At 62.6% G+C, this 24,987-nt stretch carries 21 protein-coding genes and 2 tRNA genes; 8 read left to right on the forward strand and 15 right to left on the reverse strand.

Annotated features, from left to right (window positions below):
- Window positions 1-16 precede the first annotated feature (16 nt).
- A complete protein-coding gene (locus ACVZUB_RS18780; protein WP_482627633.1) occupies window positions 17-1,354 on the forward strand; it encodes an MFS transporter in 1,338 nt (445 codons plus the stop codon).
- Between the two features lie 101 nt (window positions 1,355-1,455).
- Here the strand turns inward: ACVZUB_RS18780 and clpX are convergent, their stop codons facing one another.
- From clpX to ACVZUB_RS18805, 5 genes are all read right to left on the reverse strand, one after another.
- Window positions 1,456-2,736, reverse strand: coding sequence for an ATP-dependent Clp protease ATP-binding subunit ClpX (gene clpX, locus ACVZUB_RS18785; protein WP_003944582.1), 1,281 nt, complete (start codon window positions 2,734-2,736; stop codon window positions 1,456-1,458).
- Window positions 2,737-3,068: 332 nt separating this feature from the next.
- On the reverse strand, window positions 3,069-3,731 hold the full coding sequence (locus tag ACVZUB_RS18790; protein WP_003944539.1) for an ATP-dependent Clp protease proteolytic subunit: 663 nt from the start codon (window positions 3,729-3,731) through the stop codon (window positions 3,069-3,071).
- Between the two features lie 48 nt (window positions 3,732-3,779).
- Window positions 3,780-4,367 (reverse strand): ATP-dependent Clp protease proteolytic subunit, encoded by a 588-nt coding sequence (locus ACVZUB_RS18795; protein ID WP_007730960.1) that lies wholly within the window; start codon window positions 4,365-4,367, stop codon window positions 3,780-3,782.
- 216 nt (window positions 4,368-4,583) lie between these two features.
- Window positions 4,584-5,957, reverse strand: a complete 1,374-nt coding sequence (gene tig, locus ACVZUB_RS18800) for a trigger factor (protein WP_007730958.1) — start codon at window positions 5,955-5,957, stop codon at window positions 4,584-4,586.
- A 115-nt stretch (window positions 5,958-6,072) separates the two neighbouring features.
- Window positions 6,073-6,146, reverse strand: a tRNA-Pro gene (locus ACVZUB_RS18805).
- Between the two features lie 408 nt (window positions 6,147-6,554).
- Here ACVZUB_RS18805 and ACVZUB_RS18810 point away from each other — a divergent pair.
- Both ACVZUB_RS18810 and ACVZUB_RS18815 read left to right on the forward strand, forming a co-directional pair.
- Window positions 6,555-6,628, forward strand: a tRNA-Gly gene (locus tag ACVZUB_RS18810).
- Window positions 6,629-6,820: 192 nt separating this feature from the next.
- Window positions 6,821-7,597, forward strand: a complete 777-nt coding sequence (locus tag ACVZUB_RS18815) for a DUF1542 domain-containing protein (RefSeq protein ID WP_218695502.1) — start codon at window positions 6,821-6,823, stop codon at window positions 7,595-7,597.
- On the opposite strand, the gene ACVZUB_RS18820 is transcribed toward ACVZUB_RS18815, so the two are convergent.
- Together ACVZUB_RS18820 and ACVZUB_RS18825 are read right to left on the reverse strand one after the other, a co-directional pair.
- The gene (locus ACVZUB_RS18820; protein WP_058039389.1) at window positions 7,594-8,391 is read right to left on the reverse strand and encodes an Fpg/Nei family DNA glycosylase; all 798 of its coding nucleotides are present in this window, start codon (window positions 8,389-8,391) and stop codon (window positions 7,594-7,596) included. The two genes, ACVZUB_RS18815 and ACVZUB_RS18820, sit on opposite strands and share 4 nt — an antisense overlap.
- 15 nt (window positions 8,392-8,406) lie before the next feature.
- Window positions 8,407-8,880: a ribose-5-phosphate isomerase gene (locus ACVZUB_RS18825; RefSeq protein ID WP_003944571.1), complete on the reverse strand. Its 474-nt coding sequence runs from the start codon at window positions 8,878-8,880 to the stop codon at window positions 8,407-8,409.
- Window positions 8,881-9,022: 142 nt separating this feature from the next.
- Here ACVZUB_RS18825 and ACVZUB_RS18830 point away from each other — a divergent pair, with 142 nt between their 5' ends.
- Window positions 9,023-9,859 (forward strand): M48 family metallopeptidase, encoded by an 837-nt coding sequence (locus tag ACVZUB_RS18830; RefSeq protein ID WP_228232720.1) that lies wholly within the window; start codon window positions 9,023-9,025, stop codon window positions 9,857-9,859.
- Here ACVZUB_RS18830 and ACVZUB_RS18835 read toward each other — a convergent pair.
- Entirely contained in the window at window positions 9,847-10,470 is a 624-nt protein-coding gene (locus ACVZUB_RS18835; protein WP_003944541.1) for a DsbA family oxidoreductase, read from the reverse strand. The two genes, ACVZUB_RS18830 and ACVZUB_RS18835, sit on opposite strands and share 13 nt — an antisense overlap.
- A gap of 166 nt (window positions 10,471-10,636) precedes the next feature.
- On the opposite strand from ACVZUB_RS18835, the gene ACVZUB_RS18840 reads away from it, so the two are divergent.
- Window positions 10,637-11,872, forward strand: a complete 1,236-nt coding sequence (locus ACVZUB_RS18840; protein ID WP_058039388.1) for an NAD(P)/FAD-dependent oxidoreductase — start codon at window positions 10,637-10,639, stop codon at window positions 11,870-11,872.
- Between the two features lie 65 nt (window positions 11,873-11,937).
- The gene (pepN, locus tag ACVZUB_RS18845; protein ID WP_218695488.1) at window positions 11,938-14,517 is read left to right on the forward strand and encodes an aminopeptidase N; all 2,580 of its coding nucleotides are present in this window, start codon (window positions 11,938-11,940) and stop codon (window positions 14,515-14,517) included.
- 71 nt (window positions 14,518-14,588) lie between these two features.
- Here pepN and ACVZUB_RS18850 read toward each other — a convergent pair whose 3' ends face one another.
- The 3 genes from ACVZUB_RS18850 to ACVZUB_RS18860 all read right to left on the reverse strand — a co-directional run bounded on the left by ACVZUB_RS18850 (window position 14,589) and on the right by ACVZUB_RS18860 (window position 16,135).
- Window positions 14,589-15,068 carry a DUF5130 domain-containing protein gene (locus ACVZUB_RS18850; RefSeq protein WP_003944512.1) on the reverse strand — a complete coding sequence of 160 codons (480 nt, stop codon included), beginning with the start codon at window positions 15,066-15,068 and terminating at the stop codon, window positions 14,589-14,591.
- Entirely contained in the window at window positions 15,055-15,318 is a 264-nt protein-coding gene (gene ctaJ / locus ACVZUB_RS18855; protein WP_007730943.1) for an aa3-type cytochrome oxidase subunit CtaJ, read from the reverse strand. The genes ACVZUB_RS18850 and ctaJ overlap by 14 nt, the downstream gene beginning before the upstream one ends.
- Before the next feature lie 118 nt (window positions 15,319-15,436).
- Window positions 15,437-16,135, reverse strand: coding sequence for an HNH endonuclease (locus ACVZUB_RS18860; RefSeq protein WP_172403517.1), 699 nt, complete (start codon window positions 16,133-16,135; stop codon window positions 15,437-15,439).
- A 182-nt stretch (window positions 16,136-16,317) separates the two neighbouring features.
- On the opposite strand from ACVZUB_RS18860, the gene ACVZUB_RS18865 reads away from it, so the two are divergent.
- Window positions 16,318-16,725, forward strand: coding sequence for a globin (locus tag ACVZUB_RS18865; protein ID WP_003944464.1), 408 nt, complete (start codon window positions 16,318-16,320; stop codon window positions 16,723-16,725).
- A gap of 4 nt (window positions 16,726-16,729) precedes the next feature.
- Here the strand turns inward: ACVZUB_RS18865 and ACVZUB_RS18870 are convergent, their stop codons facing one another.
- Window positions 16,730-17,158 carry a cupin domain-containing protein gene (locus ACVZUB_RS18870; protein ID WP_256519448.1) on the reverse strand — a complete coding sequence of 143 codons (429 nt, stop codon included), beginning with the start codon at window positions 17,156-17,158 and terminating at the stop codon, window positions 16,730-16,732.
- A 170-nt stretch (window positions 17,159-17,328) separates the two neighbouring features.
- Here ACVZUB_RS18870 and ACVZUB_RS18875 point away from each other — a divergent pair, with 170 nt between their 5' ends.
- Window positions 17,329-18,927 carry a glycoside hydrolase family 13 protein gene (locus ACVZUB_RS18875; RefSeq protein WP_482627634.1) on the forward strand — a complete coding sequence of 533 codons (1,599 nt, stop codon included), beginning with the start codon at window positions 17,329-17,331 and terminating at the stop codon, window positions 18,925-18,927.
- Between the two features lie 28 nt (window positions 18,928-18,955).
- Here the strand turns inward: ACVZUB_RS18875 and ACVZUB_RS18880 are convergent, their stop codons facing one another.
- Genes ACVZUB_RS18880 through ACVZUB_RS18890 form a run of 3 tightly spaced genes read right to left on the reverse strand, consistent with a single transcriptional unit; the run spans window position 18,956 to window position 24,898 of the window.
- The gene (locus ACVZUB_RS18880) at window positions 18,956-19,642 is read right to left on the reverse strand and encodes a DUF8010 domain-containing protein (RefSeq protein ID WP_007730934.1); all 687 of its coding nucleotides are present in this window, start codon (window positions 19,640-19,642) and stop codon (window positions 18,956-18,958) included.
- Complete coding sequence (locus ACVZUB_RS18885; protein WP_003944573.1) at window positions 19,635-20,054, reverse strand: acyl-CoA thioesterase; 420 nt, start codon at window positions 20,052-20,054, stop codon at window positions 19,635-19,637. Before ACVZUB_RS18885 ends, ACVZUB_RS18880 begins: the two co-directional genes overlap by 8 nt.
- Entirely contained in the window at window positions 20,051-24,898 is a 4,848-nt protein-coding gene (locus ACVZUB_RS18890; RefSeq protein ID WP_065456262.1) for an NAD-glutamate dehydrogenase, read from the reverse strand. The genes ACVZUB_RS18885 and ACVZUB_RS18890 overlap by 4 nt, the downstream gene beginning before the upstream one ends.
- Between the last annotated feature and the right edge of the window lie 89 nt (window positions 24,899-24,987).

Raw genomic sequence — 24,987 nt, forward strand, 5'->3', positions numbered from 1 at the left:
CACCCAGGAGATGAGCATGTCAGCTAGCACGGTTACACCGTCCGAGCCCGAGGCGGGATCCTTGGCAAGGCCGGATACGACCAAGGTCAAGCGCGCCGCAACATCGTCGTTTCTCGGCAGCATGCTCGAGTACTACGACTTCTACATCTACGCCTCCGCCGCTGCGCTCATCTTCCCCACGGTGTTCTTCCCGGACAGCGGACATGCGGCTCTGCTCTCGCTGGCCACCTTCGGTGTCGCGTACGTCGCGCGTCCCCTCGGCGCTGTAGTCCTCGGCCATTTCGGTGACCGCGTCGGCCGCAAGAAGATCATGCTGCTCACGCTCATTCTGATGGGCGCAGCCACCTTCCTCATCGGATGTATTCCCAGCGCCGATTCGATCGGAGTTCTTGCACCGATCCTTCTTGTCCTGATGAGAATCGCCCAGGGCATCTCCGCTGCCGGTGAACAGAGCGGTGCCAGCTCACTGACGCTCGAACACGCCCCCGAAGGCCGACGCGCGTTCTTCTGCAGTTGGACCCTCAACGGCACCCAGGCCGGCTTCATCCTCGCCAGCCTCGTATTCCTGCCCATCGCCGCGCTCCCCGACGACATCCTCTACACGTGGGGCTGGCGAATCCCGTTCTGGGGCAGCCTGATCGTTCTGGTCGCGGCATACATCATGCGTCTCAAGCTCGAAGAGCCCGAAGAGTTCACCGAGCAGCAGGAGTCGAAGGCCGTCGCCAAATTGCCTGTTGCCGATCTTCTTCGCACCCACAGCGCAAATCTGATTCGCGTGATCTGCTGCGCTTTCATCGCCGTCGTCTCGACCATCTTCTCCGTCTTCGGTCTCGCTTTCGCCACCACCGAAGAAGTGGGGATTCCGAAGTCGACCATGCTCTGGGTTGCCATCGCAGCCAACGCCGTAGCCCTGCTCAGTCAGCCCGCCTGGGCGATGCTCTCCGACCGGATCGGTCGCAGGCCGCTGTTCATCGGTGGCGCCCTCGGTAGCGCGGTGTTCATCTACGTGTACTTCGGCGCAATCGCCAGCGGCAACGTTCCCCTGATCTTCCTCGCCGCAATCGGATTGATGTCCGTCTTCTACGCTGCCCCGAATGCCATCTGGCCGTCGTTCTACTCCGAGATGTTCAACACCAAGGTCCGCTACTCGGGCATTGCGATCGGCACCCAGGTCGGCTTCGCCCTCGCAGGCTTTGCCCCCGCCATCGGCAACGCCCTCATGGGCGGCGACAAGACACACTGGATGCCCGTTGCCATTCTGACTTCGGTGGCCTGCGTCATCTGCGCGATCTCGGCGTTCACCGCCAAGGAGACTTTCCGCACCCCCCTCAAGGAGCTCGGCAACCCGATCTAGCCGACCACCCCACAGACACCCTGCACGAACGACTGTGTTGCGCGAACGACTGTGGCCCGGCATCTCGCGAGAGATACCGGGCCACAGTCGTTTTGAGTTTTCTACGCCGTCTTGTCGCGACGCTCGCCACGTTCCGGCTTACGCGGAACGATGGTCGGAAGTACGTTGTCGTTGACGGTCTCCGCGGTGACGACCACCTTTTCGACGTCGTCACGGCTGGGGATGTCGTACATCACCGGAAGAAGAACCTCTTCCATGATGGCGCGCAGGCCACGAGCGCCGGTTCCACGCAAGATCGCCTGATCGGCGATAGCGTCGAGCGCTTCTTCGGTGAACTCGAGTTCAACGCCGTCCATGTCGAACAGGCGACGATACTGCTTGACGAGAGCGTTCTTGGGCTCCGACAGGATCTGAACGAGCGATTCCTTGTCGAGGTTGGTCACCGACGCGATCATCGGCAGTCGGCCGATGAACTCCGGAATCAGACCGAACTTGATCAAATCCTCCGGCATGACCTCGGCGAAACGATCGACCGTATCCAGTTCGGCCTTCGACCGAACCTCGGCACCGAATCCGATACCGCGCTTGCCGACACGATCGGAGACGATCCGCTCGAGACCTGCGAAAGCGCCCGCGACGATGAACAGCACGTTCGTGGTGTCGATCTGAATGAATTCCTGGTGCGGATGCTTACGGCCACCCTGCGGCGGGACGCTTGCCTGCGTACCTTCGAGGATCTTCAGCAACGCCTGCTGAACACCTTCGCCGGACACGTCACGCGTGATCGACGGGTTCTCGCTCTTACGGGCGATCTTGTCGACCTCGTCGATGTAGATGATTCCGGTCTCGGCGCGCTTGACGTCGTAGTCGGCAGCCTGAATCAGCTTGAGCAGAATGTTCTCGACGTCCTCACCGACGTAACCGGCCTCGGTCAACGCCGTCGCGTCAGCGATGGCGAACGGGACGTTGAGCATCTTCGCGAGAGTCTGAGCGAGATACGTCTTGCCACAGCCGGTGGGGCCGAGCATCAAGATGTTGGATTTCGCGAGCTCAACCGTCTCACCCCGCGCGTCACGGCCCTTGTCGCCGGCCTGAATGCGCTTGTAGTGGTTGTAGACGGCCACGGCCAACGTCCGCTTGGCGGAGTCCTGACCGATGACGTAGTTCTCGAGGAATTCTCGGATCTCCGCAGGCTTGGGAAGCTCGTCGAGCTTGACCTCGCTCGATTCGGCCAATTCCTCTTCGATGATCTCGTTGCAGAGGTCGATGCACTCGTCGCAGATGTACACCCCGGGTCCTGCAATGAGCTTTTTGACCTGCTTCTGACTCTTACCGCAGAAAGAGCACTTGAGCAGATCCCCGCCGTCGCCGATGCGTGCCATCTCGTGAGGTCCCTACTTTCCATCATGTACGTGCACTCGCCGCCACTCGATCGGTCGAGACGCTCCGCAGTACTTCGGTAGTTGTCAGATCAGACAAACTGATCGAACAAATCTGGTCGAACAATCGCAGAACGCCGGTCGAGAACCAGCCCGTGAAGTGACGGTACCCGCAGATCCCGAACGGGGTCGACCTGTTCTCGGCGTTTCGTCTGCGGATAAAAAAGAAAAGAGTCGAGATTTCAGCCTGGCAAGCGCTCCACCAGGCACTTCTCGACGTGTCCGCCTCGTGTCGGGAATCGGGTAACAGATCCTCGACACGAGGCGGAAATCGACTACTTCTGTGCGCTGAGCTTCCGGTAAGCCAGCACGTCGTCGATGATGCCGTACTCCTTGGCCTGCTCGGCCGTGAGGATCTTGTCGCGATCGGTGTCGACGCGGATGGTCTCCGGATCCTTACCCGTGTGCAGCGACAGCGTGCTCTCCATGAGCCGACGCATACGCTCGATCTCCGCAGCCTGGATCTCCAGATCGGAAACCTGACCCTGGATGCCGCCCGTAGCCGGCTGGTGGATCAGAATGCGCGAGTTGGGGAGCGCGAAGCGCTTGCCCGGCGTACCGCCGGCCAGAAGCACGGCAGCTGCCGAAGCAGCCTGACCGAGGCAGACGGTGGAAATGTCGGCACGGACGTACTGCATCGTGTCGTAGATCGCCATCAGCGCGGTGAAAGAACCACCGGGCGAGTTGATGTACATCGTGATGTCGCGGTCCGGATCCTGCGATTCGAGAACCAGCAACTGCGCCATGAGGTCGTTGGCGGACACGTCGTCGACCTGCGAGCCGAGGAAGATGATGCGCTCCTCGAACAGCTTGTTGTACGGGTCGGACGTCTTGACGCCGTAGCTGGTCTGCTCCGTGAACTGGGGCAGGATGTAACGCGATTGGGGGCCCGACGGCGCCTGGCCGCCCAGCGAGTTAGCTCCGAAAAGATTGGTCATCAGTTCTCCAAAGTATGAATTGGGCAGCGAAAGGATGGGCGAACCGGCTCAGTTGCCGGTGCCGCCGGCCTGATTCGCACGGGAGACGACGTGGTCGACGAAGCCGTACTCGAGAGCTTCCTTCGCCGTGAACCAACGGTCACGATCGGAGTCCGCGGTGATCTGCTCGACCGTCTGGCCGGTGTGCTGAGCAATCAGCTCGGCCATTTCGCGCTTGGTGTGCTTGAACTGCTCGGCCATGATCGCGATGTCACTGGCGGAACCACCGATGCCGGCGGACGGCTGGTGCATCATGATGCGGGCGTGAGGCAGTGCGTAGCGCTTGCCCTTGGTGCCTGCCGAGAGCAGGAACTGACCCATCGACGCCGCAAGGCCCATGCCGAAGGTGGCGATGTCGCACTCGGCGAACTGCATCGTGTCGAAGATCGCCATACCTGCGGTCACGGATCCACCGGGCGAGTTGATGTAGAGCGAGATGTCTCGCGTCGGGTCCTCGGCCGAGAGCAGCAGGATCTGTGCGCACAGCTTGTTGGCGATGTCGTCGTCGACCTGGGTACCGAGGAAAATGATGCGCTCTCGCAGCAAGCGCTCGTACACCGAGTCGCTGAGGTTCAACCCAGCGGTCGCTGAAGTCATGGCGGGACTCTGCAAAGTCTCCAGGTGATTGGAAGTCACGGTACCTGCCTTCTATGTGGATCTACTTGTGCGGTGGATCGTCTATGCGAAACACTTCTACTGACACAGACAGTAACGAAGTAGGGCGGCACCGGAGTCCCGGTGCCGCCCTACTTCGCTCAAAGCGGAAAACTCAGTGCAGTCGATCGTGGTGAAAACACCCGTCCGCCTGCGTTTTTACTTGTCTTCGCTCTCGGCGGAATCAGACTCGTCCGCTTCGGTTTCGGCCTCACTGCTGCCGAACAGCTCTGCGGTGTCGACAACTGCGCCGGAGGTGTCCTTGACACCGGCCGACTCGACGACGGACGCGAGAGCCTTGCCACGACGGACGTCTGCGAAGACGGCGCCGAGCTGGTTGGCCTGCTGGATCTGCTGGATGAACTGCTCAGGAGCCATGCCGTAACGCTGCGCCTGGAACAGGATGCGCTCGGTGAGCTCGTCCTGACCGACGGTGACGTTGCCCGCATCGGCAATCGAGTCGAGCAAGAGCTGCGTCTTGACGGAGCGCTCAGCGGCTTCCTGTGCATCCTTGTCGAACTCTTCGCGGCTGCTGCCCTGTTCTTCGAGGAGCTTGTTCAGTGCCTCTTCGTCGTGATCGAGACCGTGAACGGCGTCGTGCAGTGCAGCGTCGACCTCAGCCTTGACGACAGCCTCCGGCAACGGAACCTCGACGGTCTCGAGCAGCTGCTCGAGAACCTTGTCGCGGATCTGACCGGCCTGCTCGACCTTGCGGACGCGTGCGACGCGCTCACGGAGGTCAGCCTTCAGTTCTTCCAGGGTGTCGAACTCGCTGGCGAGCTGAGCGAACTCGTCGTCCTCAGCCGGAAGCTCACGCTCCTTGACCGTCTGCACGGTCACGGTGACAACAGCTTCCTTGCCTGCGTACTCGCCGGCGACCAGCGTCGACGTGAAGTCCTTGGACTCCCCCGCCTTGAGGCCGATGATGGCTTCGTCGAGGCCCTCGATGAGCTGGCCCGAACCGACCTCGTGCGACAGTCCGCTCGCGGTTGCCTCGGCAACGTTCTCGCCGTCGACGGTGGCCGACAGATCGATGGAGACGAAGTCGCCGTCCTCGACTGCGCGGTCGACGCCGGTGAGGGTACCGAAACGCTGACGCAGCGAAAGCAGCTGCTCTTCGATAGCTTCGTCGGTGATCTCGATCGGATCGACCTCGACGTTGATGGAGCTGAAGTCAGGGAGCTCGATCTCGGGGCGCACGTCGACCTCGGCGGTGAACTCGAGGAGCTCGCCGTCTTCGATCTTGGTGACCTCGATCTCGGGCTGGCCGATGGCCTTCACGCCGGCGCTGGTGACAGCCTCGGAGTAACGCGACGGCAGAGCGTCGTTGACGACCTGCTCGAGCACAGCGCCACGACCGACACGCGCTTCGAGGAGGCGGGCCGGAGCCTTGCCGGGACGGAAGCCGGGGAGACGAATCTGCTGCGCGAGGGCCTTGTAGGCCTTGTCGAAATCAGACTTGAGTTCCGCGAAGGGCACCTCAACGTTGATACGGACTCGCGTCGGGCTGAGCTGCTCGACGGTGCTCTTCACGAAACTTCGCTCCTTCGTCTGGTCTTGCTCACAACTTGTGTTGAATCGGTACTGCTGTCTGGCGCGGCACTTCACTCCCGGACTTACTGGAGGTGAAGTGCCATGTACGTACTTGTCGGGATGACAGGATTTGAACCTGCGACCCTCCGCTCCCAAAGCGGATGCGCTACCAAGCTGCGCTACATCCCGTTTCCGATCACATGAAACACACGATACGGCCATCCGAGGCCACTAAGACAGCGGGCCACAAAGGCAGCCACCATCGGTGACCGCGCACAACCCTATCGCGCTCACTACTCTCTCACGAACCCGACCGCCATTTGTACACGGCCCGGCTGTCGACCCCGTCAGTATGTCATCCGACGGCAGCCGCATACAGCAGCCACATACAGCCTTGCCTCAACTGCCATTCAGAGCCGGAATCAGAAGTCGCGCCTGCGGCCGAGACACCCCGACTCGCCGAGCAATTCGCCAATTCCCCAGGTGAACGACGGTCTCGAACTTCTCCGACCCCCCGATTATGAAATCCGGTGGGGCATTGGGTACAGTTTCGTATCGCAGACGACGAACACGGCGATCCCGAGTTGTCGTATGCACGGGGATGTAGCTCAATGGTAGAGCCTCAGTCTTCCAAACTGATCACGCGGGTTCGATTCCCGTCATCCCCTCCATCAGGAGGGAAACTCCCCAAAAGATCCGCATCGGCCCAGCCGGTGCGGATTTTTTGTATTCCGACTTTGTCCACTCAGACCACTCCCCTGCGGTCCGTATCCTGGAGTTGTCCGGATCGATTCTGCTCGGGAGGCCACGTGACCACGATTCTTCTCATACTCGTCGTTCTGGCCGTAGTCGTATTCCTGGTCATGAAAAGCCAGCAACGCGGTTCCGGCCACAGCGCAACACAACTCGACGATGCGAAAGCCGATGCCCGGCAGTCGATCGAACGCCTCGGCGGTCAGGTCTACAACCTGACCGGCAGTGACGACGCGTCGCGCCAAGCCCTCGCCGACGCGGCCGAACGGTACAACGCCGCAGGCTCGCAGATCGATCAGGCCGCAACGCCGGTCCAAGCACGTCTCGCGAAACAGACTGCACTGGAAGGGCTTTACTACATCCGCGCGGCACGGGTGGCGATGGGCATGGATCCGGGACCGGAAGTTCCTTCCATCGACGGACAGAAGGCTGCCGGTTCGGTCACCGAAGACCGTGAGGTCGAATTCGAGGGCCGCAAGGTCGCCGCATCACCCAATCCGTCGTCGCACACACCCAACTACTACCCCGGCGGCCGAGTCGCCGGACGCCCGGTCCCGGCCGGCTGGTACTCCGAACCCTGGTGGAAGCCTGCACTCGTCGCCGGCTCCTGGGGTCTGGGTTCGATGATGCTGTTCTCGACCATGTTCTCCGGCATGGCCGGGGTTCCTTACGGCGCAGAGGCTTTCGCCCAGGGTGGCGATCCCGGCGCCGACACAGGCTCCGGTGACTCGGGAGATCAGGGTATGGACGCCGGTGATCCCGGCGCCGACCAAGGAAGTATCGACAACACGGACTACACCGCTGACGGCGGAAGCGACTGGTCTGGTGGCGACGGAGGCGGAATGGATTTCGGGGGCGGCGGGGACTTCGGCGGCTTCGACTTCTAAGCCGACTGACACACCGGGCACCAGAACAGGTTTCGTGCCTTCATGACGGAATGCAGGATCGGTGTGCCGCACACGCGGCACGGCGATCCTGCTCTTCTGTAGACATAGGTACGCGGACGATCCTTCGCGTACGCCGGATCTCCGTTGTCGTGCTCGGCGCGAACGACGTGCATCTTCCCCCGTCTGACGCCGACTTTCATCAATTCGACTAGGTCTGCCCACATGGCGGTCCACTCGCCGTGAGAGACGAGATTCCCCGGTCGTTCAGGGTTGATTCCGTGACGAAAGAGAAGTTCGGCGCGATAGACGTTGCCGACACCCGCCAGGACCGCCTGGTCCATCAGCAGGGCGCCGATTGCCGTCTTGGACTTGGAGATTCGCAACCAGGCCTTCTCTGGATCCGCGTCGCGGCGCAGTGGGTCCGGCCCGAGTCTGGCCTCGATCGCGGCGACCTGAGGAGGTAGCAGGACTTCGCAGGCGGTGGGACCACGAAGGTCGGTGCCGAAGTCGGCACCGACCATTCGCATCCGGACCTGGCCTACCGGTTCTTCCATCGGCAGGGTGACGTCGGTGAACTTTCCGTACAACCCGAGGTGTACGTGAACTGTCAGACCGTTGTCGTACGTGTGCCAGAGGTGCTTTCCCCAGGCATCCGAGGACGTGAGTACGTGTCCGTCCACCAGGCGCGCGTCCTCGGCGAATCTGCCTTGCGGACTGAGGACGCGGACCGGTGAACCGACGAACTTGCGGGCATGCAACCGTGCCAGCCGGTGCAGGGTATGACCTTCAGGCACGGAACAACTTTCGGATCAGGCTTGCGGCAGAGCCGGTGCGACGCCGGTCTTCTCGTACTCGGACAGGATGTCGATACGACGCTGGTGGCGCTCTTCACCCGACCATGCGGTGGCGAGGAAAGCGTCGACGATGGCAAGCGATTCCTCGAGGGAATGCATACGTCCGCCGATGCCGATCAGCTGAGCGTTGTTGTGCTCACGTGCCAGCTTCGCCGTTTCGACGCTCCAAGCGAGGGCGCACCGTGCGCCGGGAACCTTGTTCGCTGCGATCTGCTCGCCGTTGCCACTGCCACCCAGGACGATTCCCAGGCTGCCCTCGTCGGCGACGACGCGCTTTGCGGCTTCGATGCAGAAAGCCGGGTAGTCGTCCACGGCGTCGTACTCGTGAGCACCACAGTCGATGGCCTCGTGGCCGTTCGCTTTCAGGTGTTCGATGATCTCGTTCTTACGTTCGAATCCGGCATGGTCGGCACCCAGGTATACGCGCATGGCGACAATTCTCTCAGGCCCGACCAGCCGGGCGCACCCGGGTCGACGTCACACTTTCAGGAACACGCATCGCCGCGCGAGCACACCTATCGTGGTGCCCATGTACCCCGTCAACGGCCAGGCCGCTGCACCCGCCCTTCGTATGTCACCGGGCAGTGACGCCGTTCGCCACCCGTGGGAAATCCCGCTACTCGTGCTCGCGGTGCTGACGACGGTCGTCACTTATGTGGTGGCGATCGTTCTGATCGCTGCGGGTGATCTGTCGACGTGGATCCTCGTGGTGCTCGCGGCTCCGATCCTGCTGTTCCTTGCGCGAGGTCAGCTGTACGGATCGCAACAGGTCAACGGAATCAAGATGACGCCTTCACAGTTTCCGGAGGGGTATCAGCTCGTTGCCGAGGCTGCGGCACGGTTCGGCATGAAAACTCCGCCGGATGCCTACGTCGTGCTGGGGAACGGACGGATCAACGCGTTCGCGTCGGGGCACGGATTTCGCCGTTTCGTCGTCGTCTACAGCGACCTGTTCGAAGTCGGTGGGCAGGCACGCGAGCCCGATGCGCTCGCATTCATCATCGGCCACGAGGTCGGCCACATCGCTGCCGGGCATGCGTCGTACTGGCGCCAGTGGGGACAGTTCGCGTCGAACTACATTCCGGTGATCGGATCTTCGCTGTCGCGTTCCATGGAGTACACGGCGGACAACTTCGGCTTTCACATGCGTCCGCAGGGTGCACCGGGCGCGATGGGCGTCCTCGGCGCGGGAAAGTATCTGGTGGGTCTGGTCGGGTTCGACGAACTGGCCGATCGGGCGACACTCGAATCCGGGTTCTTCCCGTGGTTCGTCAACATCTTGTCGTCGCATCCGGTGCTGACCTGGCGTGCGGCTGCGCTTCGCAACCGCACGCACTCAGGGCATCTGTTCTTCCGGCCGGGCCAGCTCTACCGAAATCCGGCGCTCACTGCCGCTCAGTCGAACTGAGGATCCTCGTTGCGGGTCCGCTTGAGCTCGAAGAAGTGGGGGTAGCCGGCCAGCGCTACTGCGCCGTCCCACACCTTGCCTGCGTCCTCGCCGCGCGGGATGCGTGAGAGCACGGGGCCGAAGAACGCCACGCCGTTGACATGGATCGTCGGGGTTCCGACGTCGGGTCCGACGGCGTCCATGCCCTTGTGGTGGCTCTCGCGCAGAGCCTCGTCGTACTTGTCGGTGTCGGCGGCCTCGGCCAGTTCAGGTGGCAGGCCGACCTCGGCGAGGGACGACTTGATGACGTCGGCGAAGTCCTTGTTGCCCTCGTTGTGAATCTTCGTCCCCATAGCCGTGTACAGCGGCAGCAGGATCTCGTCACCCTTCAGCTGCGCTGCAGCGATGGCGACACGGACCGGGCCCCAGGCCTTGGTCATCATCTCCCGGTACTCGTCGGGAAGGTCACGGCCCTCGTTGAGAACCGCAAGGCTCATCACGTGGAACTTGGCCTCGATGTCGCGTACCTGCTGGGCCTCGAGAATCCAGCGTGAGGTGATCCAGCACCACGGGCAGAGCGGATCGAACCAGAAGTCAGCAGTGTCCGTGGTCTTGCTCGAGGTTGCGCTCACGAAGAAACTCCCTATCAGTTCATGTCGGTCAGGTCATATCAGTTCGGGGACATACTCCCGTTCTGCCAACAATCATGAACCCGCAATCCTTCCCGCGCTTTCCCCCGAACCACCTCCCGATCGCAGTAGTGTCGAAAAGAAACGAGTACGAAGGAGTGGTTCAGTAATGAGCACCAACCGGAGATTCGTGATCGTCGGCGGCGGGCTCGCGGGCGCAAAGATCGCAGAAGCCCTGCGTGACAGAGATTTCGACGGTGAGATCACCGTATTGAGTGAAGAAGACCACCTCCCGTACGAGCGTCCGCCGCTGTCGAAAGAGTTCTTCGCAGGCAAGAAGACACTCCCCGAATTCACCGTCCACGACGGCGAGTGGTTTCGCGACCATCGCGTCGATCTTCGCCCGGGAACGACGGCAACGGCCATCGACCCCGCTGCGCACACCGTGTCACTTCCGGACGGTTCCACGATCAGGTACGACAAGCTCGCCTTGGCCACCGGTTCGCGGTCGCGGCGCCTCGACATCCCGGGGTCCGACGCCGAGGGTGTTCACTACGTGCGAACAGTCGATCAGGCCGCCGCGCTGCTGCGCACCCTGGCCGCCGACAAGAAGCTCGTCGTGGTCGGTGCCGGCTGGATCGGCCTCGAAATTGCCGCGTCGGCTCGCGGTTTCGACGTCGAGGTCACCGTGCTCGAACATGCCGGCCTTCCGCTCGAATCGACCCTCGGCCCGGAAATGGGTGAGGTCTTCGCCGCGCTGCACCGCCAGAACGGGGTGGACTTACGCACCGGCACGGACGTCACCGCAATCTCTGTCGACGGCGGTCACGCCTCGGGTGTCACTTTGAGTGATGGAACCGTGATTCCGGCCGACGCCGTGTTGATCGCTGTCGGCGCATTGCCGAACACCGAGTTGGCATCGGAGGCGGGTATCGACGTCGAGAACGGGGTTCTCGTCGACGCCGGTCTGCAGAGCAGCGACCCCGACGTGGTCGCAGTGGGTGACATCGCGGCCGCACAGCATCCGATTCTGAATGCACGAATTCGGGTGGAGCACTGGGCAAACGCACTCAACCAACCCGAGACGGCCGCAGAGACCATGTTGGGACGGCCCGCCGAGTACGTCCGCATGCCGTATTTCTTCACCGATCAGTACGACCTCGGAATGGAATACGTAGGTCACGCACCGCACGGCGGCTACTCCCGTGTCGTCACTCGCGGCGACGTCGACAAGCGCGAGTTCCTGGCATTCTGGCTCGATTCCGCGAACAAGGTGCTCGCCGGCATGAACGTGAACATCTGGGATGCCGGTGACGCCATCAAGGAATTGGTCGCGTCTTCGCGTCCCGTCGATCCGGAGCGGTTGGCCGATCCGGAGATTCCGCTGGCAGAAGTGTCCGCTTGAGTGAAGTCGTTCTCTTCGTGATGGGATGGACGTAATAGATCCGCACCATCTACGAGGAGATCTTTGTGGTCGCACCGAACCTGACACGCGAAACCGCAGCGCAACGGTCAGCAATCCTGACCGTCGAGAACTACCTGATCGAACTCGATCTCACCGACGGCAAAGACGCACCCGGCGAGGAGACGTTCTCCTCGAAGACCACCGTCACGTTCACCGCCACGGCCGGAGCAAGCAGCTTCATCGACATCGTCGCGGCCAGAGTCCATTCCGCGGTCCTCAACGGCACCGCGCTCGACGTCTCCGGCTACGACGAGTCGACGGGCATCAGCCTGCCTGATCTCGCTACCGACAACGAGTTGGTCATCGAGGCCGATTGCATCTACTCCCACACCGGCGAGGGACTGCACCGATTCGTCGACCCGACCGATGACTCCGTCTACCTCTATTCACAGTTCGAGACGGCCGACGCCAAGCGCATGTTCGCGTGCTTCGATCAGCCTGATCTCAAGGCCACGTTCGACGTCCGCGTCACCGCTCCCACGTCGTGGAAGGTCATCTCCAACTCCGCGGTCGTCGAGACCCTTGCCGCCGATCCCGGCAAGCACGTTTTCCGGACCACCCCGAAGATGAGCACGTACCTGGTGGCACTCATCGCCGGTCCCTACGCGCAGTGGACCGACAACTACTCCGACGAGCACGGCGACATCCCGCTCGGAATCTTCTGCCGCGCTTCGCTGGCCGAGTTCATGGACGAGGAGCGACTGTTCACCGAGACCAAGCAGGGATTCGACTTCTACCACCGCAACTTCGGTGTTCCCTATGCTTTCGGCAAGTACGACCAGCTCTTCGTCCCCGAATTCAATGCGGGCGCGATGGAGAATGCCGGCGCCGTGACATTCCTCGAGGACTACGTCTTCCGTTCCAAGGTGACCCGCTACTCGTACGAACGTCGTGCCGAAACGGTCCTGCACGAAATGGCGCACATGTGGTTCGGCGACCTCGTCACGATGGCGTGGTGGGACGACCTGTGGCTCAACGAGTCGTTCGCGACCTTCGCTTCGGTCCTGTGCCAGACCGAGGCCACGGAGTACACGAACGCCTGGACGACGTTCGCCAACGTCGAGAAGTCGTGGGCGTACCGCCAGGACCAGTTGCCGTCGACGCACCCGATTGCCGCGGACATTCCGGACCTGGCCGCCGTCGAGGTGAACTTCGACGGCATCACGTACGCGAAGGGCGCCAGCGTCCTCAAGCAGTTGGTGGCATACGTCGGACTCGAGCCGTTCCTCGCCGGACTGCGTGAGTACTTCCGTGAGCACGCATTCGGAAACGCAACCTTCGACGATCTGCTGGGCTCACTCGAAAAGTCCTCGGGCCGTGACCTTTCCGACTGGGGTCGGCAGTGGCTCAAGACCACCGGTTTGAACATCCTGCGCCCCGACTTCGATGTCGACGCAGACGGAAAGTTCACCCGCTTCGCCGTCCTGCAGGACGGTGCTGCACCAGGCGCCGGCGAGCGGCGAATCCACCGGATCGCCATCGGCATCTACGACGACCTCGACGGCAAGTTGGTACGAAGCCATCGCGTCGAACTCGACCTCGATGCCGCGGAAAGCACGGATGTCCCCGAACTTGTCGGCGTCGCCCGCGGTGCACTCGTGTTGGTCAACGACGACGATCTCACCTACGGCTCCGTGCGACTCGATCCCGAATCGTTGGCGACGGCGATCGAGCGGGTCGGCGACATCACCGACTCACTCCCCCGCACCCTGGTCTGGTCGGCGGCGTGGGAAATGACCCGTCAAGCCGAACTGAAGGCACGCGACTTCGTCGCGCTGGTCGAGCGCGGCATCAGTTCGGAGACCGAAGTCGGTGTGGTGCAACGTCTCTTGCTCCAAGCCCAAACCGCCATCGGCTCCTACGCAGATCCGGCCTGGGCCGAGGCCGAAGGCGCGGCGAGCTTCGCCAATCGGTTGCTCGAACTCGCACGTGAGGCAGAGGCCGGGTCCGACCACCAGCTGGCATTCGTCAACGCACTCACCGGCGCAGCACTCTCCCCGTGGCACACCGAGGTACTGCGCGAATTGCTCGACGCCGATCCCTCCACCGTTGGGCTCGACGGCCTGATCGTCGACACGGACCTGCGCTGGCGCATCGTCGGGGCACTCGCGGCCGCCGGTGAGATCGACGCCGAAGGAACCACAACTCCGTTCATCGACGCCGAAGCTCAGCGTGACCCGACCGCTGCGGGCGCTCGTCAAGCCGCGGCGGCCGCGGCCGGACGTCCGCAGGCCGCTGTCAAGGAAGAGGTCTGGGCGAAGGTCGTCGGCGACGACTCCGTGCCCAACATCACCGCGCGATCGATCATCGGCGGGTTCGCTCGCGAAGGCCAGGACGAATTGCTCGAGCCCTTCGTCTCCCGCTACTTCGCCGATATCGCGGCGGTGTGGGAACGACGCTCGAGCGAAGTGGCACAGACGGTCGTCATCGGGCTGTACCCGTCGTGGTCGATCTCGGACGAATCCGTAGCGGCAGCAGACCGGTTCCTCGAAGGCGACATCCCTCCCGCGTTGCGTCGCCTGGTCGTCGAAGGCCAGGCCGGCGTGGTTCGTTCACTCGCAGCACGAAAGTTCGACGCGAGCTGACATGCGAAAGGCCGGTGCCCGCGTCGATTCTCACGAATCGACGCGGGCACCGGCCTGTGTCTGACAAACAGTTACGGCGCTGAAATCGCGGCTGCCATAACGCGGATAGCGCTGATCAGTCCGTCGATCAGATTGCCTTCACTGAAGGATGCAACAGCTGCCGTTGCTCCGAGCTGGGTAACACGATCGGTGACCCGATCGGCGATTGCCCGACCGCTGCGAACCTCGACGGTGCGCTGGTTGGGCGAAACGGCGATCAGGACGGAACGCTCGGCTTCGGGCGTGGTCGGGAACAATGCGTCGGCACCCGCTGCCGGATCAGAACCGAGATCACCGACGTACGCGTTGAACCGCACCTTGGTGGCCCGCGTCGCTTCGGTCATCGCGACGTCGAGCGCGACCAGATCCATGGTCTCGAACGGAAGATCGTCGGTGAACGGCTCGCCGATGCGATGCACACCGGATACGCGTCCACTGGACGTGACGACGCTGCCGACGGGCAGGTCCTCGGGCGCTACTGCGAGCGCGGTCGAATGATCACCACTTGCCACTTGCGGACCCTCCGATCAGATCAGCCGAACCGGCTTCGATTGCGTGTGCACTGCCGTGATGGCCACCGCGAACGGTGACCTCGTCGACAGCACTCCACAGCACGGGAGCGTGATCCCACGACTCACCGAGATGGAACGCCGGCGGAACCGGTCCCGGCGTCTTCTTCCCGAGGAAGGACGCAGCCGCGAAGAACGCGGTGATCAAGGCCGGAATCCCAACGTATATCAGTACTACCTCGAGAATGCTCACACCAGATAACGTAGCCCAGAACGCCAGGAAGGAAAGCGTCAGGGCCACAAATTCTCGGGCAATTTCGTTTCGGTGACGCTAGAACTCAATTCAGGCTGCGCCCACGCCGACACATTGCTCAGGCTGCGCCCACGCCGAGATACGGCATCCACGCCGGATGCAATTCCTTGGTCGCCGCGAGCAGACGCCAGTGAGGTCCGGACGGCGGGACCAATTCCGCACGGAGGGTCCATCCGAGTTCGCTGAGCATCTTGTCTGCCTTGCGGTGATTGCAGGGGGCACAGCACGCGACGCAGTTCTCCCACGAATGCCCGCCACCTCTGCTGCGAGGAACGACGTGGTCGATGGTTTCGGCTTTGGCTCCGCAGTACGCACATCGGAAGTGGTCACGATGCATCAGCGCGGCACGAGTCATGGGGATGCGGGCGCGATATGGAACGCGCACGTAGGTGCGCAATCGAATGACCGAGGGAACCTGCACCGACCAGTCCGCGGAATGGACTACCGGGCCCTGTTCGTCCTCGTGGACGGTATCGGCCTTGCCGCAGGCCATCAGTACGACCGCGCGCCTGGCAGGAAGGGCGGTCAGCGGTTCGTACGTGACGTTGAGCAGTAGCACCCGACGTTTCACCCACTCGGGGACGACGCGATCGGGAGGGAACATCTCGAGGTGAGAATGCTCGTCGGAAAAGAGTGGGTCGGTAGTGTGCGCGAACCCGTCAGGAACAACTTCCAGAACAGCCCCTAACGCGTGGTCGTTCCGCGCGCTAGTGGGCTGGAGTTGTCGGTGATTGCGTGCAGCATGTCGGTTCTTCATACGACCTCCGGGAGACTGCCCCCAAGTTGACCACGGATGATCGCGTTACGCACTCCCATTTCGAACAAAATTGCCAGGACGGCCGGTGAATTTCCGGTGAATGGGTACGCACTCCGACTCGATACAACCGTCGTCGACCCGGAAACCGACCACTACGGCCGTCAGGCACAATGGAACTTGCCATGAATGACGTACAGCACGACGTGCAGCAGACCTTCTACGACGCCGTCGGCGGAGCCGAGACGTTTCACAAGCTCACCGCGCGATTTTACGAAGAGGTCGCGAAGGACGAGGTTGTGCGCCCGCTCTACCCCGAGGCCGATCTCGGCCCGGCCGAGCGGCGGATGCGGATGTTCCTCGAGCAGTACTGGGGCGGACCGCACACGTACTCGGAGGAGCGTGGACACCCGCGTCTGCGGATGCGCCACAATCCATTCGTGATCGGCCCGATCGAGCGTGATGCGTGGCTGCGGTGCATGCACGTCGCCATCGCGTCCATCGACGAGAAGACTCTGAGCCCGGTGCACCGCAAGCAGTTGATCGACTACATGGAGATGGCTGCCGCGTCCATGGTGAACTCCGCTATCTGACCGTCTACCTAGCCTTCGGCCTGAACACGCGCGCGACCCGGCGGGCAGCGCGTACCCCGAACGACACCGTGGGATGCAGGGGCGAACTCAAGATTGCATGCTTGCGCACGTACTCTTCGACCTCCCACTCCGACCAACTGCCCGCACGGAAGAGTGCGGCATCGCCGACACTCAGGGTTCGCTCGGCGATTCCGTCGGCCTGAACGGTGACCGACCCTTCGATGATGTGCACGATTTCGTCCGCGTGGAAGTACCAGCGGAAGCGCCCCTTCGTGCAATCCCAGACGTGTGTAGTCGTGGTCCCGTCTTTACTCGCCGACCATTGCGCCGACCGTGCAACCGGTGTGCCGAAGATTATCCAGTCGCGGTTGATCGGATCATCTTCGAGCAGTACATGATCCAAACTGACCGCTTCGATTGCCGACAAAGTCAAGGCCAAGCCCCCTTGGTTGAATTCCCGAACACTTCTCCCCCGGCAGTAACACCAAAGTTGCCACATGGTGTCACCGCGTGAATGCAAAGTACACCAAGGCTAGGTAAAGAGTCACGCTTTTGCCGTGTCCAAGTCGTGAGAGTGCCAGACGTTTGGCACTATGAACTGCTGTGAGCACCCCCGCGGATTCGTCCTCTGTAAGCCGGCCCGAAGCCCCGTGGTGGAACGAGGCGGTCTTCTATCAGATCTATCCGCGTTCTTTTGCCGATTCGGGCAGCGACGGTATCGGCGACCTCGGCGGAGTCGAGGAGAAACTCGGCTACCTCGAACTGCTCGGCATCGATGCAATCTGGTTGAGCCCGGTGATGAAGTCACCGATGGCAGACCACGGCTACGACGTCTCGGATCCTCGCGACATCGATCCCCTGTTCGGTGATCTGGCGACGATGGATTCGCTGATCACGTCGGCCCACGAGCGCGGAATCAAGGTCACCATGGACTTGGTCCCGAACCACACGAGTGATCAGCACGAGTGGTTCAAGGCAGCCCTGACGTCGGCGCCCGGTTCTGCGGAGCGATCCCGCTACATCTTCCGAGACGGCAAAGGTGAAAACGGCAACGAACCGCCGAACAACTGGCCGAGCATCTTCGGCGGCCCGGCATGGACCCGCGTCAGCGAAGCCGACGGAACACCCGGCCAGTGGTACCTGCACATCTTCGCCAAGGAACAGCCCGACCTGAACTGGGACAACCCCGAGGTCTTCGACGACCTCGCCAAGACTCTGCGCTTCTGGCTCGAGCGCGGAATCGACGGATTCCGCATCGACGTGGCCCACGGAATGGCCAAGCCCGACGGTTTGCCGGACCACGACTGGGAGCTCAACGAGCTCATGCGCAATTCCGACGACGACCCGCGGTTCAACAACCCGGCAGTTCACGAAATCCACCGCGGCATCCGCAAGGTCATGGACGAGTTCCCGGAGGCGATGACCGTCGGCGAGATCTGGGTGAAGGACAACCAGAAGTTCGGCGAATACATCCGGCCAGACGAACTGCATCTCGGATTCAACTTCCGACTTGCAGAAACCGAATTCTCCGCCGAGTCCGTCCGGGAGGCCGTGGAGAACTCTCTTGCGGCCGTCGCCGAGGTCGGGGGTGTGCCCACGTGGACGCTGTCGAATCACGACGTCGAACGTGAAGTCACGCGCTACGGCGGGGGTGAGATCGGAACCCAACGCGCACGGGCGATGATCCTCGTCGAACTGGCGCTTCCGGGCGCGAGCTTCATCTACAACGGAGCCGAACTCGGCCTGCCGAACGTCGACCTGCCCGACGAGGCACTACAGGACCCGGTCTGGGAACGATCCGGACATGCCGAGCGAGGACGCGACGGCTGCCGAGTGCCCCTTCCGTGGGAAGGAAGCGAACCCCCGTTCGGATTCACCACCGGTGCGAGCACCTGGTTGCCGATGCCACGCGAGTGGTCGACACTCACGGTGGAGGCGCAGATCGAGGACGTCGACTCGATGCTCTCGCTTTATCGCGCCGCCCTCGAACTTCGTAGCGCCAGGCCGGAGTTCTCCGGCGCCGACATCGATTGGTACGGCAGTCCCCCCGGCTGCCTCGCTTTCCGTCGACGCGGTGGTCTGATCTGTGCTCTCAACACCACGGAGGTGCCGATCGCACTGCCGAACGGGCAGCTGCTGTTGAGCAGCGCACCACTCGTCGACGGTCAACTACCCGTCAACGCTGCGGCGTGGCTGATCTGAGAGAACACCGCACCCGCCACCTGAACTCCTATCGTGCGACCATCAGCGGTATCGAACCACCGCGGTGACGGTAGATCGAACCGAACCGTGCATCGAGCCGCACCCAGGATTTGCTCGCCCGCACCCGAACCAGTTCCGAGGCGTCGATCTGCTCGAGGTCGATGTCGGCGGTCATCGCCTCGGACCCGGCGTGCGGAACGAATCCCATTGCGGTCAAGGCAAAAATAACCCGCATCGAGATCCCGACCGTGCCGGACGGACCACTGACCTCGAGCACGTCCTGATCGAGCAACGACGCCGGCGGACCGTGACTACTTCCATGCTCGAGCGCCAAGGCGTTGCCCCGCTGCGCCAGTTCGATCAGCACCCGGGCGGGTACGTCGTCCAGGTGCTCGAAGCCGTCCATCGGCGGCAACGCCCCACGCCACGCCGAATCCATGGCGAACCCCGGATCGATCAGCTCACTTGTCGCCTGCTCCACCGCCGAGAGCAACTGATCGCCGGCAGCCGAGGTGTCGTCAGGGTTGATGGTGCCCGCCACGGTTCGCGTAGCGAGAGCGTCGAAACCCGTTGACGCCCAAACGCTCAGGTGAGCATCTCCGCGTCGACGCATCCGGATGACCGTGGACTCGTCCAAACGCAAGGCATGACCGATGAAGCCGGCCAAGTTCTTTCGCTCGGCCTCCTCGGGCACGGTCAGTACACGTTCATGCACGTTGCCAGCTCTCCAAGTACTCGCGCTCGGGCCCGCTGAGGCGACGCAAACGTTGAGTGTCGATATCGAAGGCCGCGATCTGAGTCGACGCCACGATGGACGGCGGGACACTGAGATCCGCACCGCGCGGGCGAACCTCGTACGCGATGGTGAAGTCCACCGCGCGCACCTTTTCCACCCACATGAAGACGTCGAGCGGCGAATCGTCGTGCCGCAGTTGGCCGCGGTACCGCACATGGAGATCGGCAATCACGGCCCCGTCACGCAGGGTGACCGTCGGGCGCGAGTCTTCGAACAACCAAGGAATCCGCGCCTCTTCGAGCAACGTCACCATCCGTGCGTGGTTGATGTGCTGGAAGGCATCCATGTCGGACCACCGAACCACAACTTCGGCGTGGAATCCTTCGCTCAACGTCCTACCTCCGATCGGGTGCCCATGCTGCGCACCATGCTACGAACCTGACGCGCCGCCACCGAGAGCGTCGCGAGGTCAAGCGTCCCAGACTCGAAGATCTCGACGAGAGCTGCCCTCGCCCGGCTCAGACGCGAGGCGTTGGTCGACTCCCATTCGTCGATCTTCTCCTGCGGCGACTCCCCCGGCTCGCCGCCGGCCAGAACCTCCATCGTCAGCTGCCGAAGCGAACTGTAGAGGTCGTCTCGCAACGCGAGCCTCGCGAGCGAGTGCCATCGATCGCCGCGCTCGAGTCCCGAGACCGCGCTCAGCAACCAGTCGATTCCCAGATGCGCGTCCAAGGCGTAGTACAGCTCCGCGACTTCGGTGATGTCGTGATCTGCGATGTCGGCGATATCCGCGATGTCGAGCAGGCAGTAGACGTCGAGCAGTCGGAACACGTCCAGCGCCAACGCTTCCGGAGCCCCGCGATCGATCACCGATTGAGCCCGCACCAGCAGATCGTCGAGTTGATGGCCCGCAAGCAGCCCCGGAACCAGAGGTGCCGTCGCCCGATACGCCGCCGAGTAACGCGCAACCTCGGCGCCGACGGCGATCGGCTGGGGCCGATTGGCCAGGAACCACCGCGACGCGCGGTCGAGCAAGCGGCACGACTCCACGATCAGCTCGTTTTCGATCTCTGCACTGACGCCCGCCGAGCGGATTCGCGACCACACCTCGTCGAGCGCAAACACCTCTCGCACAGCGGCGTAGGCACGGATCGAGTCGGTACTGCTCGCTCCGGTCTCCTCGGCCAAGCGGTAGGCGTACGTGATTCCGCCGTTGTCGATCACTTCGTTCACGAGCATCGTCGCGACGATCTGCCGCCGCAACGGGTGTGCCTTGATCTCCGTTTCGAACCGATCGCGAACAGCGGTCGGGAAGTACTGCGGGATCTGCTGGGCGAAGAAATCGTTGTCCGGCAACTCGGTTGCGAGCAGATCGTCCTTGAGTGAAAGCTTGACGTGCGCCGTCAGCGTCGCCAATTCCGGCGACGTCAGACCCACACCGGCCTCGAGTCGACGCTCGATCTCCTTGTCGGTCGGCAACGCCTCGAGCTTGCGGTCAAGGCCACGTGCCTTGGTCAGATCCGTCAACTGACGGCGGTGAACACCGAGCATCTGAGAAGCGGTCACGCGGGAGATTCCGAGCAGCGCGTTCTGAGCAATGTTGTCCGCCAACACCAGCGCCGCCACGTCGTCGGTCATCGACGCCAGCAACGGATTCCGTTCCTGCGTGGGCAGTAACTGCGAACGCACGAGCGAATCGAGAAGAATCTTGATGTTCACTTCGTGATCGGAGCAGTCGACGCCGGCCGAGTTGTCGATGGCGTCGGTGTTGATGTGACCGCCGCTGGCGCTGAACTCGATTCTTCCCAGAGCAGTGACGCCGAGGTTGCCGCCCTCCCCGATCACCTTGACCCGCAGATCTTGACCGTCGACACGCACGGCGTCGTTACTCTTGTCGCCAACCTGCGCATTGGTCTCGGTCGACGCTTTGACGTATGTACCGATTCCGCCGTTCCACAGCAGATCCACCGGTGCCGACAGAATCGCCTGCATCAATTCCGGCGGCGAGAGCTTCGTGACCCCCTCGGCCAGACCCAGTGCGATCCGGACGCTTTCGGCGATCGGAACCGACTTGACCGTGCGGTCCCAGACGCCGCCACCTTCACTGATCAGGCTCTTGTCGTAGTCGGCCCATGACGACCGTGGCAACTCGAAAAGTCGTTGACGTTCGACGAACGAGCTCGCTGCATCCGGGTTCGGATCGAGGAAGATGTGTCGATGGTCGAACGCGCCCACCAGACGGATGTGCCGACTGAGGAGCATTCCGTTGCCGAACACGTCTCCGCTCATGTCGCCGACGCCTACCGTCGTGAAATCCTCGGTCTGCGTGTCGACCCCGAGTTCGCGGAAGTGCCGCTTGACGCTTTCCCAGGCGCCGCGAGCGGTGATACCCATGCCCTTGTGGTCGTATCCCACGGAGCCACCGGAGGCAAACGCGTCGCCGAGCCAGAAGTCGTACTTGGCGGCAACCGAATTGGCGAGATCCGAGAACGTCGCCGTGCCCTTGTCCGCGGCGACCACCAGGTAGCGATCCTGATCGTCCTTGCGCACCACTCGATCCGGCGTCACAACTTCGCCGGTAGCCGCGTGCACGTTGTCGGTGATGTCGAGCAATCCGGAGATGAACGTGGTGTAGCAGGCCTTGCCGGTTTCCAGCGTCGCCATTCGATCAACGGCCGGATCACCCGTCGGCAGAGGCGGATTCTTCACGACGAAGCCGCCCTTGGCGCCGACCGGCACGATCACCGCGTTCTTGACGGCCTGAGCCTTCACCAAGCCGAGCACCTCGGTGCGGAAATCCTCGCGCCGGTCGGACCAGCGGAGCCCGCCGCGCGCGACTGCGCCGAATCGCAGGTGGACGCCTTCGACCTCGGGTGAGTACACGTAGATCTCGAAAGCCGGCCGCGGCTTGGGCAACTCGCTGATCCGTGAGGGATCGAGCTTGACCGACAGGTAGTCGCGAGAGCGGCCATCGGCGTCGACGACGTAGAAATTGGTACGCAAGGTCGCCTTCACCAAGGAGAACATTCCACGCAGAATGCGATCGGCATCCAAGCTGAGTACCTCGTCGATGGACGCACGCAACTGCTCGTCCAATTCGGCGACGCGAATGTCGTCCTGCTTCTCGGGGTCGAACATCGCCTCGAACAACTGCACCAATGCAAACGCGGTCTGCGGGTGTGTAAGCGCGATTCCTTCGATGTGGAACTGACTGTATGGAAATGTGGCCTGGCGCAGATACTTTGCGTAAGCACGCAGCACCACGGCTTGCCGCCAGGACATTCCGGCCCGCAGCACCAACTCGTTGAATCGGTCAGCTTCGGCCCGGCCGAACCAGACTGCACCGAATGCAGCCGTGAATCGCTTCTGGACCTCGGTCAGCGGGGCGGTACTGGTCTCGAGCGGCACCTGCGCATCGAGGTCGATCTCGACCGACGCCCGAAGATCCGCCGGTACCGACAATCCGAAATCGTAGATCCAGCACTGAACGCCGTCGAGTCGCTGCACGACGTGCGGCCGCTCGTCGAGAACTTCGACGCCGAGTGACTGCAGCACCGGTAGCACCTGGCTCAACGAGATACCGTCGCCGCCGACGAAGAGCGTGAAGCGCCAGGCACCGGGCGCGGAGTCCACAGCACGATAGAGCAGTACGTCGATCGCGCCTGGCGCCAACGCCTCGAGTCGGGCGATGTCGGCCAACGCGCGTGACGGTTCGAAGTCCTCCTTGTATCCATCGGGAAGCACCCGCGAATACCGCTGCACCAGTTCCGGATCCACACCCGGACTTTCACGAACAAGGTCGTTGATGCGGTCGTCCCAGCTACGACTGACTTCGGTCAACAGAGCCTGAACTCGCTCGCGGTTGGCCTCGGAGACATCCAGATGAACCGGCTCACTGTCCGGATCGCGCCGGATCGTCACGTGCAACAGCGCAAGATCGTTCTCGGTAACCCGGGCGGTGTAATCGACTGTGCCTGGTCCGAATTCGCGCCACAGCAGGTTTTGCATCGCCAGTCGCACCCGCGTCGTGTACCGGTCGCGGGGTAGGTACACCAAGCAGGACACGAAGCGTCCGAACGTGTCCTCGCGGACAAAGAGTCGCACCTGTCGACGCAGCCCGATGCTGTGCACGGCGTGGACGGTCTCGAACAAGGTCTCGGCGTCGCTCGAGAACAACTCGGTGCGTGGGAACGACTGGATGACCTCGAGCATCGCCTGACCGGAGTACGAATGCAGGTCGACACCGGCACGCGCGATGACTTCGCGAACGCGGCGCTCGATCAGAGGAATCGCGAGGACGTTCTCGTGGAGTGCGACCACGGTGAACACACCCAGGAATCTGTGCTCCCCCACGATGTTTCCCTCGTCGTCGAGGATCGAGACACCCACGAAGTACGGGTAGACAGCGCGGTGCACCGTGGCGGGGAACGATCCCTGCGTCAGGACCAGAAGCGGTCGATCCGGGAGATCTGCGACGGGAGGCAAACTCATCGGGCCTTCGGTGACCGCGTCGGAGCGCAGCACGCCGAGCCCGCTGCCGGCGACCGTGCGTGAACCGTCCTTCGTACCCTCGAATCGCCGGTATCCGAGCACGGCATAGTTTCCGTCCGCCATCCACCGCAGCAGCCGAGCGGTATCGGAGAATTCTTCGGGGGTGATCCTCCCGGAGGCAGTTTCTGCAGCACTCTCCAACTCGTCGGCAACGCGCAGTTGCAATGCCTTCATGTCCGGGGTGTCACCAACCACCTGGCGGACGTCCGCGAGCACCTTGCCGAGGTGTGCTTCGATCGCGTCGAGAGCGGAATCCTCGACTTCGGAGTCCAACTGGACGTGCATCCAGGATTCTTGGATACCGCTGTCGCCCAAGGACATCAGATTGCCCGAGTCATCGCGTTCAACCGTCAGGATCGGATGGGCGAATTGACTGATTCCCACACCTTGTCGGTTGAGCATCGCGGTAACGGACTCGACGAGCAACGACATGTCGTCGGTGACGATCTGGACGGCAGCGCCGAGACCCTCGGATCCTGACGGGCGGTACACACGCCATACGGCCGTGCCCGGGGTCCGCTGCCTCCCGAGCGCAAGATGCGCGAGCAGGACTCGATCCGATCGACCGTTGATGACGTCGTCGCTGTCACCCTCGTCGATATGCGTGAAAAAGGCCTCGCGAAGACGCGTCAACAACGTCGCTTCGTCGAGGCCTGTGCCCTGCTGCCGTACACGGTCTGTCATTCCTGGCTCACATCCTTGTGGGTTCTGATCGCCGCGACCAATCTCTGACTCGAGACTAGCCGCGGCAACCAGTACCTAGGGTGAACTGA

This window comes from Rhodococcus sp. OS5 (genome assembly GCF_056837585.1).